Below are 7,700 nucleotides of genomic sequence, written 5' to 3' on the forward strand. Positions count from 1 at the left end.
GCCCGTCGCCTGCGGCGGGACGAGCCCGGCACCGGCGGGCGCGCCCGCCGGCTCCTCCTCGGCCCGCGCCGGACCCCGGCGGCGCCCGGTCGGCGGGGGTGCGGAGCCCTCGCTCTTGGTCCCGGCCTCCGCCGGTTCCGCCGGCTCCGCGTCGGGGCGGCGGGCGCGCTTTCCGGTGCCGGCCGGCTCGTCTCCGTCCCCGGGCGGGGAAGCAGGCGAGGACGAAGGCGAAGGCGTCGGCGCCGCGTCCGGGCTCGTGCCCCGGCCCCGCTGCGTCGGCATCGGCATGACCGTCGTCAGATTCTCCGTGTCCGGCCCGCGCCGCTCCGCGCCCGGCGGGACCGGGCCCGCCTCCGCCGCGACCGGCACCTCCAGGACGTACGCCTTGCCGCCCGACGAACCCGGCACGTCGTGCGTCTGCAGCACTCCGCCGTGGCGCCGGACGATGCCCCGCACCAGGGGACCGTGCACGGGGTCGCCGCCCGGGAAGGGGCCGCGCACCTCGATGCGGACGACCTCCCCGCGCTGTGCCGCCGCGACGACGATCGTCGAGTCGCCGGAGCCCGCTCCCGGGCCGGAGAGCGGGGCCGTCGTGGCGCCCGTGGAGTCGACGCCCGCGACGTCCGCGATCAGATGCGCCAGCGCCTGCGCGAACCGCGCCGCGTCCACCTCGGCCTCGATGGCCGGCGCGTGCACGGCGAACTGGGCGCGCCCCGGGCCGATCAGCTCGACCGCGCCCTCGACGCCCGCCGCGACGACCTCGTCGAGGGCGACCTTCTCCCGGGCGAGCCTGTCCGTTCCCGAGTCCAGCCGCTGGTAGGCGAGGACGTTGTCGACGAGCGTCCGCATCCGGGCGTAGCCGGCGGCGAGATGGTGGAGGATCTGGTTGGCCTCGGGCCACAGCTGGCCCGCCGGGTCGTCGGCCAGGGTGCCGAGTTCGGCGCGGAGGTGGTCGAGCGGTCCGCGCAGCGAGCCGTCGACCAGGTTGAGCAACTGGGCGTGGCGCGCGGCCAGCGCGTCGTAGGGGCGGCGGTCGGTGAAGGTCATCACCGCGCCCACGAGTTGGTCGCCGTCGCGCACCGGCGCGGTCGTGAGGTCGACGGGCACCGGGCGGCCGTCCTTGGCCCACAGCACCTGCCCGCGCACCCGGTGCTTGCGCCCGGAGCGCAGGGTGTCGGCGATGGGCGACTCCTCGTAAGGGAAGGGCGTGCCGTCCCCGCGCGAGTGGTGGATGAGGGGGTGGAGCTCGCGGCCGCCGAGGTCGCTCGCGCGGTAGCCGAGGATCTGCGCGGCGGAGGGGTTGACGAGGACGACCTTGCCGGCGGTGTCGACGCCGACCACGCCCTCCGACGCCGCGCGCAGGATCATTTCGGTCTGGCGCTGCGAACGGGCCAGTTCGGCCTCGGTGTCCATGGTGCCGGTCAGGTCGCGGACGACCAGCATGAGGAGCTCGTCCTCATAGGAAGCGGAAGCGCTCGGCTCGGCGTAGGGGGTGCGGCCGTCGAGGTTGGCACTGGTCACTTCGACGGGGAACTGGGTGCCGTCGGTGCGCCGGGCGATCATGCGGGTGGGCCGGGTGCGGCCGCCGTCCGGTTCGTTCCGGGGGGCCCGCAGGCCGCCGGGGATGCGCCGGGAGTCGAACTCCGGCAGCAGGTCGAGCAGACCGCGCCCGACGAGCCCGGTGCCGGGCACCTGGAAGGTCTCCAGCGCGATGTGGTTGGCGTTGACGACCGTGCCGTTGCAGTTGACGAGCAGCAGCGCGTCGGGGAGGGCGTCGAGTATGGCTGCGAGGCGAGCAGCGCCTCGGGATGGCCTGCTGCTCACGACGACGCTTCCTCCCTGGTTACCGCACCTTGCCGACCGCTCCGGACGGGTTCGCACCGCCTGTGGGGCCTGTCATCGAGGGGAAGTCTACGGGCTGCCGTGGTGGGCGCTACTGCGGATGACGGGTGTGCCGGGAGGTTCCGGTAAGCCTCCCCGGGGCGTCTCGGGCAGGCCGGACATGCCCCTCGTGTCCCTCTTCGTGGGGACCTTCCGGTCAGCCCAGTCGACTTCCTTCGGGGGTTTTCTTCGGCGAGCCCTTCGACTCCCCGAACACAGTGGAGAACCGGTTCCAGCGGGCCATCTCGCAGCCGTTCGCCTTGCTGAAGTCGGCGTTCACCGGCCGTCCCGTCCAGATTCCGCTTACGTGCGCGCGGTCCGGCCCGCCGTAGACCATCGTGCAGTCCGCGCCCCTGGGTACGGGTGCGAAGAGGTCCTTCCCCCAGGTCGTCTGCCCGTCCAGCTGGGCGCAGGCTTCCTTGGCGCGCGGATGGGTGCCGCCCGCCGGGTGGCAGTAGAGCTCGTAGCGGGCGTCGTGGCCGCCGGTGTCGGTCACGGTGATCGTGAGGTGGTCGGCGGAGCGGTCCAGCCCGTCCAGGGGGAGGGGCGCGGCCGAGGCGGCCGGCGCGAGCAGCGCGGGCGCCAGGGCGGCGGCGAGGGCGAGGCGGCGGAGCGGCATTCGGGGGACTCCCGGGGTGTGTGCGAACGCGGGTCCGGGCGGCCGGATCGCCCGGCCGGACCCCTCACCCGCACTAACGCTCCGGAGCGCCCCGCGTTGCGCGCCGCGAACGCCTTTGCCCAAGACACCTGTCGCCCGGTACCGTAGGGGTGCGATTGGTGACCGGCCGCAATGTTGTGTCATCATCTGCACGCACCCCTGGCGCACGCGCGAGGGGGGAGGAGGCGTCGCCTAGTCCGGTCTATGGCGCCGCACTGCTAATGCGGTTTGGGCCTTAAAGCCCATCGAGGGTTCAAATCCCTCCGCCTCCGCAGTAACGAAAGCCCCGGTCGTCCCAGACGGCCGGGGCTTTCGCGTACTCGCCGCCGATCTCCTCCAGCCCTGTCCGGTCCTGCCCCCAACGATCTCGAAAAAGAACGTTTCCGCAGGTCAGAGGGGCTGCGGCCAATGGATTTCGTCTGACGGCGAGGTTCATGTAATGTTGTCCACGCAACGCCGACCGGCAAGAAAACGCCGGGAAGCCGAGCGCTCGTAGCTTAACGGATAGAGCACTTGACTACGGATCAAGAGGTTGCAGGTTCGAATCCTGCCGAGCGCACTGTCGGAAGATTCGTCTTCCGTCCGTCGCGGGGTGGAGCAGCTCGGTAGCTCGCTGGGCTCATAACCCAGAGGTCGCAGGTTCAAATCCTGTCCCCGCTACTCAAGTCCGAAGGCCCGGTACGTTTCGTACCGGGCCTTCGGCGTTCCCTCAGCCGTTCAGCGGCAGGGCCTCGGCGAGCGTGCGCCATTCCGCGCGCGGAAGGACGTCGCGCCGCGGGTCCCGCTCCGGGTCGAGGACGACCTGGACGGCCAGGTGGTCGGCGCCCGACGCCAGGAACTCGTCGACCCGGGCCCTGATCGCCTCGGCGTCGCCGAGGGCGAAGAGCGCGTCGACGAGCCGGTCGCTGCCGCCGCCGGCGAAGTCCTCCTCCGCGAAGCCGAGCCGCAGCAGATTGTTGGTGTAGTTGGGCATCGGCAGGTAGAAGCCCAGATACGCGCGGGCGGTCTCCCGGGCGCGGGCCACGTCGGCGTCGAGGACGACCTTGAGCTCGGGCGCCAGGACCGCGCCCTCACCCAGCAGTTCCCGGGCCCGGGCGGTGTGCTCGGCGGTGACGAGATAGGGGAGGGCGCCCGCCGCGCGCTCCGCCGCCAGCGCCACCATCTTCGGGCCGAGCGCGGCCAGCAGCCGCTGTTCGACCGGGACCGGGACGGGGGCGGTGTCGAGCCCGGTCAGATATTCCTTCATCGCCGAGTAGGGGCGGGCGTAGCCCGAGGCCAGATGGGCGTGGCTGGCGCCCAGGCCCAGCCGGAAGCGCTCGCGCCGGCCCGGCTCCAGGGCGGCGTAGGCAGCGGCGACCTCGGTGGCGGTGTGGTTCCAGATGCTGAGGATGCTGGTGCCGACGGCGGCGCGCTCGGTCGAGGCCAGCACGTGCCCGGCCTGGGCCACGGAGGGGCTGCCGCCGATCCAGAGGGTGCCGTAGCCGAGCTCGTCCAATTCGGCGGCGGCCTCCCGGACTTCGCCGAGCCGGGCGGGATCGTCCACGCGCAGGGCGACGCTCCAGACGCCGACGGTGCCCAGGGACTCGGCCGCGTTGTTCATGCAGTGATCGTTTCCGGATGCCATGGCTCGCGCAACCGGAGGTGCCTTCCGGATATTCCCGGGCCGGTCCCTTCCGATTCTCAGACGATTCACAGAGTGCCGAAAGGGCGCTCTCACCCACCCGTTCCACCATCGGTGGCATGACCATCGCCTCGCCCCACGGGCGTACTCAGCCGCGGCTCGACGACGGAAGCCCCGTACGCGTCCTGGTCGTCGACGCCGAGTCCTCGCTCGCCGACCTGCTCTCCCTCGCGCTGCGCTACGAGGGCTGGGAGGTCCGGGCCGCCGCCGGCGGCGCCGAAGCGGTCCACCGGGCCCGGGAGTTCCGGCCGGACGCCGTGGTCCTGGACATGGCGCTCCCCGACATGGACGCGCTGACGCTGCTGGGCCTGCTGCGGCGCGAACGGCCCGGTGTGCCGGTGCTGTTCCTCACCGGCAGGGACACCGCCGAGGACCGCGTCGCGGGCCTCACCGCCGGCGGGGACGACCACGTGGCCAAGCCGTTCGGCCTGGAGGACGCCGTCGCCCGGCTGCGCGGCCTGCTGCGCCGCTCGCGCGCCGCCGCGCCGCGCGCGGAGTCCGTGCTGACGGTGGGGGATCTGGTCCTCGACGAGGACAGCCGCGAGGTCTCCCGGGGCGGTACGGAGATCCACCTCACCGCCACCGAGTTCGAGCTGCTGCGCTTCCTGATGCGCAACCCCCGCCGGGTGCTCAGCAAGCCGCAGATCCTCGACCGCGTCTGGTCGTACGACTTCGGCGGGCGGGCCAACGTCGTCGAGCTCTACATCTCCTATCTGCGCCGCAAGATCGACGCGGGCCGGCCGCCGATGATCCACACCCGGCGCGGCGCGGGGTACCTCATCAAGCCGGCGGTGGCGGCCTGAGCGCTCGGCTGCGGCGCCGTCGTGGCCGGTCGCGCAGTTCCCCGCGCCCCTTCGGGCGCCGAGGGCTCTCGAAAAAATCGCCTTGTACGGCGTATAGCGGCTCCTGTACGGTGTACGACGAAAGCCAGTCGTACACCGTACAAGGGGGAGCCCATATGACCGCGACCACAGCACGAACGCCGTCACCCGGCACCGGAGCCGACGAGAAGCCGCAGCGCCATCCCACGCGCTGGCTGGTGCTCGGCGTCATATGTCTCGCCCAGCTCACCGTCCTCCTCGACAACACCGTCCTCACGGTCGCGATCCCCTCCCTCACCGAGGAGATGGGCGCCTCGACCGCCGACATCCAGTGGATGATCAACGCCTATTCGCTGGTCCAGGCGGGCCTGCTGCTCACCGCGGGCAGCGCCGCCGACCGCTACGGGCGCAAGAAGCTCCTCGCCGCCGGCCTCGCCCTCTTCGGCCTCGGCTCGCTCGTCGCGTCGCTGTCCGAGAGCACGGGCCAGCTGATCGCCGCCCGCGCCGGCATGGGCATCGGCGGCGCGCTGCTGATGACGACCACCCTGGCCGTCGTCGTGCAGGTCTTCGAGGCGGACGAGCGCCCCAAGGCCATCGGCCTGTGGGGAGCGGTGAGTTCGCTCGGCTTCGCCGGCGGCCCGATCGTCGGCGGCGCGCTGCTCAACCACTACTGGTGGGGCTCGATCTTCCTGATCAACCTGCCGGTCGCCGCGCTCGGCCTGCTGGCGGTGCTCAAGTGGGTGCCCGAGTCCAAGAACCCCTCGGGCGAGCGCCCCGACCTGCTCGGCGCGCTGCTGTCCACGATCGGCATGACCGGCGTCGTCTTCGCCATCATCTCCGGCCCCGCCCACGGCTGGACCTCCGCCCGGGTGCTCGCCTCGGCCCTCGTCGGCCTGGTCACCCTGGCCCTCTTCGCCGTGTGGGAGGCCCGCTGCCCCTACCCGATGCTCGACATGCACTTCTTCCGCGACAGCCGCTTCGTCGGCGCGGTCTCCGGCGGCATCCTCGTCGCCTTCGGCATGGGCGGCTCGTTCTTCCTGCTCGGCCAGCACCTCCAACTGGTCCTCCACTACGACCCGCTGGAGACCGGCCTGCGGATGACGCCGCTGGCACTCGTCATCGTCGTCCTCAACTTCACCGGCGTAGGCGCCCGGCTGCTGCCGAAGATCGGCACCCCGGCCGCCATCGGCGGCGGCATGGGCCTGCTGGCCGCCGGCCTCGCCTCCATCGCGATCCTCGGCGCACACGGCTACGGCGGGATGCTGCTGGGCCTGATCCTCATGGGCGTCGGCATCGCGATCTCCATGCCCGCGATGGCCAACGCCATCATGTCCGCCATCCCGCCGGAGAAGGCCGGCATCGGCGCCGGCGTCAACGGCACGCTCCAGGAGACGGGCAACGGCCTCGGCGTCGCCGTGCTCGGCGCGGTGCTCAACTCCCGCTTCGCCGCACTCGTCCCGGCCGTAGCCGCCGGCGCGGGCTCCCTGCCCGAGGCCCTCGGCCACGCCCGCACCGCGGCGGACCGCACCGCCATCGAGGACGCCTTCGCCTCCGGCGTCCAGACCAGCCAGCTCGTCGGCGCGAGCGCGGTGCTCGCGGGCGGCATCGTCGCGGCGGTCCTGCTGCACCGGGCCGAGAAGCAGGCCCGGCGCCAGCCGGCGCAGTGAGAACCGGAACGGTGTGGACGTAGCATGCGAGGTGTACTGACCAGTGGAAAAAGGGAGAGCCGGGATGGCTAGCGGAGGCCGCGCGGGCGGTTCCCGGGTCAGCGTGTGGCTGACCGACAACCCCCGCCGCAAGGCCGACGGCCAGACCGCCGAGGGCGGGCTCGACCTCGAACGGATCGTCGCCACGACCGTGCGGATGCTCGACACCGAGGGGCTGGCGAAGTTCTCGATGCGCCGCCTCGCGACGGAGCTGGGCGTGACCGCCATGTCGGTCTACTGGTACGTCGACACCAAGGACGACCTCCTGGAGCTCGCCGTCGACCACATCAGCGGCGAGCTGAGCCTGCCCGACCTCACCGACGAGAACGCCGACTGGCGCGACCAGCTCCGCGACCTCGCCGTCCAGTACCGGCGGGTCCTCGCCGACCACCCCTGGGCGCCCCGGCTGCTCGGCCAGTACCTCAACGTCGGGCCCCGCGCCCTGGCCTTCTCCGAGGCCACGCTGACCGTCATGCGCCGCAGCGGGGTGCCCCCCCACGCCATGACCGGCGCGATCTCCGCGCTCTTCCAGTTCGTCTACGGCTTCGCGTCCGTCGAGGGCATGTACCGCGAGCGCTGCCGTGAGCAGGGACTGACCCAGGACGAGTACTACCAGCGGATCATCGAGGCGTTCTCGCAGCGGCCGACGACGGCGGAGCCGTTCGAGGAGGTGACCGAGATCGTGGAGAGGCGCTCGGAGGAGACGGGGGGTGCGACGGAGATGTGGGAGCGGGATTTCTTTTTCGCGATCGACACGGTCATCGCGGGCATCGAGGTCATGCGCGACCGCTCGCGCGGGGCGACCCAGTACTGAGAGGGCGCGCACCGCCTCCCGCGCGGGGTTCCGTGGACTTTCCGGTTGCCCCCGGTGGGTGGTGCCCGCGCCTTCGGCGCGGTTCTACCCCACCCGCCCGCCCGATTGCCCGGCACGGGACCCACGAGGTAGTGACGGA

General features: G+C 72.4%; 6 protein-coding genes and 3 tRNA genes. 6 read left to right on the forward strand and 3 right to left on the reverse strand.

What is annotated here, in order from left to right; genetic code table 11:
- Both ACX9I7_RS32080 and ACX9I7_RS32085 read right to left on the reverse strand, forming a co-directional pair.
- On the reverse strand, positions 1-1,824 hold a 1,824-nt coding region (locus ACX9I7_RS32080; protein ID WP_459389335.1), incomplete at its 3' end, for a PAS domain-containing protein.
- A 214-nt stretch (positions 1,825-2,038) separates the two neighbouring features.
- Positions 2,039-2,500: an SSI family serine proteinase inhibitor gene (locus ACX9I7_RS32085; protein ID WP_387573223.1), complete on the reverse strand. Its 462-nt coding sequence runs from the start codon at positions 2,498-2,500 to the stop codon at positions 2,039-2,041.
- Positions 2,501-2,720: 220 nt separating this feature from the next.
- On the opposite strand from ACX9I7_RS32085, the gene ACX9I7_RS32090 reads away from it, so the two are divergent.
- The 3 genes from ACX9I7_RS32090 (at position 2,721) to ACX9I7_RS32100 (ending at position 3,199) form a co-directional block, all read left to right on the forward strand.
- Positions 2,721-2,811, forward strand: a tRNA-Ser gene (locus tag ACX9I7_RS32090).
- Between the two features lie 214 nt (positions 2,812-3,025).
- Positions 3,026-3,098 (forward strand) — tRNA-Arg (locus ACX9I7_RS32095).
- A gap of 27 nt (positions 3,099-3,125) precedes the next feature.
- Positions 3,126-3,199, forward strand: a tRNA-Met gene (locus ACX9I7_RS32100).
- A 49-nt stretch (positions 3,200-3,248) separates the two neighbouring features.
- Here the strand turns inward: ACX9I7_RS32100 and ACX9I7_RS32105 are convergent.
- Positions 3,249-4,139 carry a TIGR03620 family F420-dependent LLM class oxidoreductase gene (locus tag ACX9I7_RS32105; protein WP_459389336.1) on the reverse strand — a complete coding sequence of 297 codons (891 nt, stop codon included), beginning with the start codon at positions 4,137-4,139 and terminating at the stop codon, positions 3,249-3,251.
- Positions 4,140-4,279: 140 nt separating this feature from the next.
- Here ACX9I7_RS32105 and ACX9I7_RS32110 point away from each other — a divergent pair, with 140 nt between their 5' ends.
- The 3 genes from ACX9I7_RS32110 to ACX9I7_RS32120 all read left to right on the forward strand — a co-directional run bounded on the left by ACX9I7_RS32110 (position 4,280) and on the right by ACX9I7_RS32120 (position 7,561).
- Positions 4,280-5,023 carry a response regulator transcription factor gene (locus ACX9I7_RS32110; protein WP_387573229.1) on the forward strand — a complete coding sequence of 248 codons (744 nt, stop codon included), beginning with the start codon at positions 4,280-4,282 and terminating at the stop codon, positions 5,021-5,023.
- 155 nt (positions 5,024-5,178) lie between these two features.
- Positions 5,179-6,708 carry an MFS transporter gene (locus ACX9I7_RS32115; protein WP_459389337.1) on the forward strand — a complete coding sequence of 510 codons (1,530 nt, stop codon included), beginning with the start codon at positions 5,179-5,181 and terminating at the stop codon, positions 6,706-6,708.
- A gap of 64 nt (positions 6,709-6,772) precedes the next feature.
- The gene (locus tag ACX9I7_RS32120; protein ID WP_387573234.1) at positions 6,773-7,561 is read left to right on the forward strand and encodes a TetR/AcrR family transcriptional regulator; all 789 of its coding nucleotides are present in this window, start codon (positions 6,773-6,775) and stop codon (positions 7,559-7,561) included.
- Positions 7,562-7,700 lie beyond the last annotated feature (139 nt).

The sequence above is a fragment of the Streptomyces sp. L500 genome (assembly GCF_054551825.1).

What these genes read in the sequence shown, in the direction of transcription:
- ACX9I7_RS32110 (WP_387573229.1), top strand. Translation starts at nt 4,280, where the DNA reads ATGACCATCGCCTCGCCCCACGGGCGTACTCAGCCGCGGCTCGACGAC.
- ACX9I7_RS32120 (WP_387573234.1), top strand. Translation starts at nt 6,773, where the DNA reads ATGGCTAGCGGAGGCCGCGCGGGCGGTTCCCGGGTCAGCGTGTGGCTG.
- ACX9I7_RS32115 (WP_459389337.1), top strand. Translation starts at nt 5,179, where the DNA reads ATGACCGCGACCACAGCACGAACGCCGTCACCCGGCACCGGAGCCGAC.
- ACX9I7_RS32105 (WP_459389336.1), bottom strand. Translation starts at nt 4,139, where the DNA reads ATGAACAACGCGGCCGAGTCCCTGGGCACCGTCGGCGTCTGGAGCGTC.
- ACX9I7_RS32085 (WP_387573223.1), bottom strand. Translation starts at nt 2,500, where the DNA reads ATGCCGCTCCGCCGCCTCGCCCTCGCCGCCGCCCTGGCGCCCGCGCTG.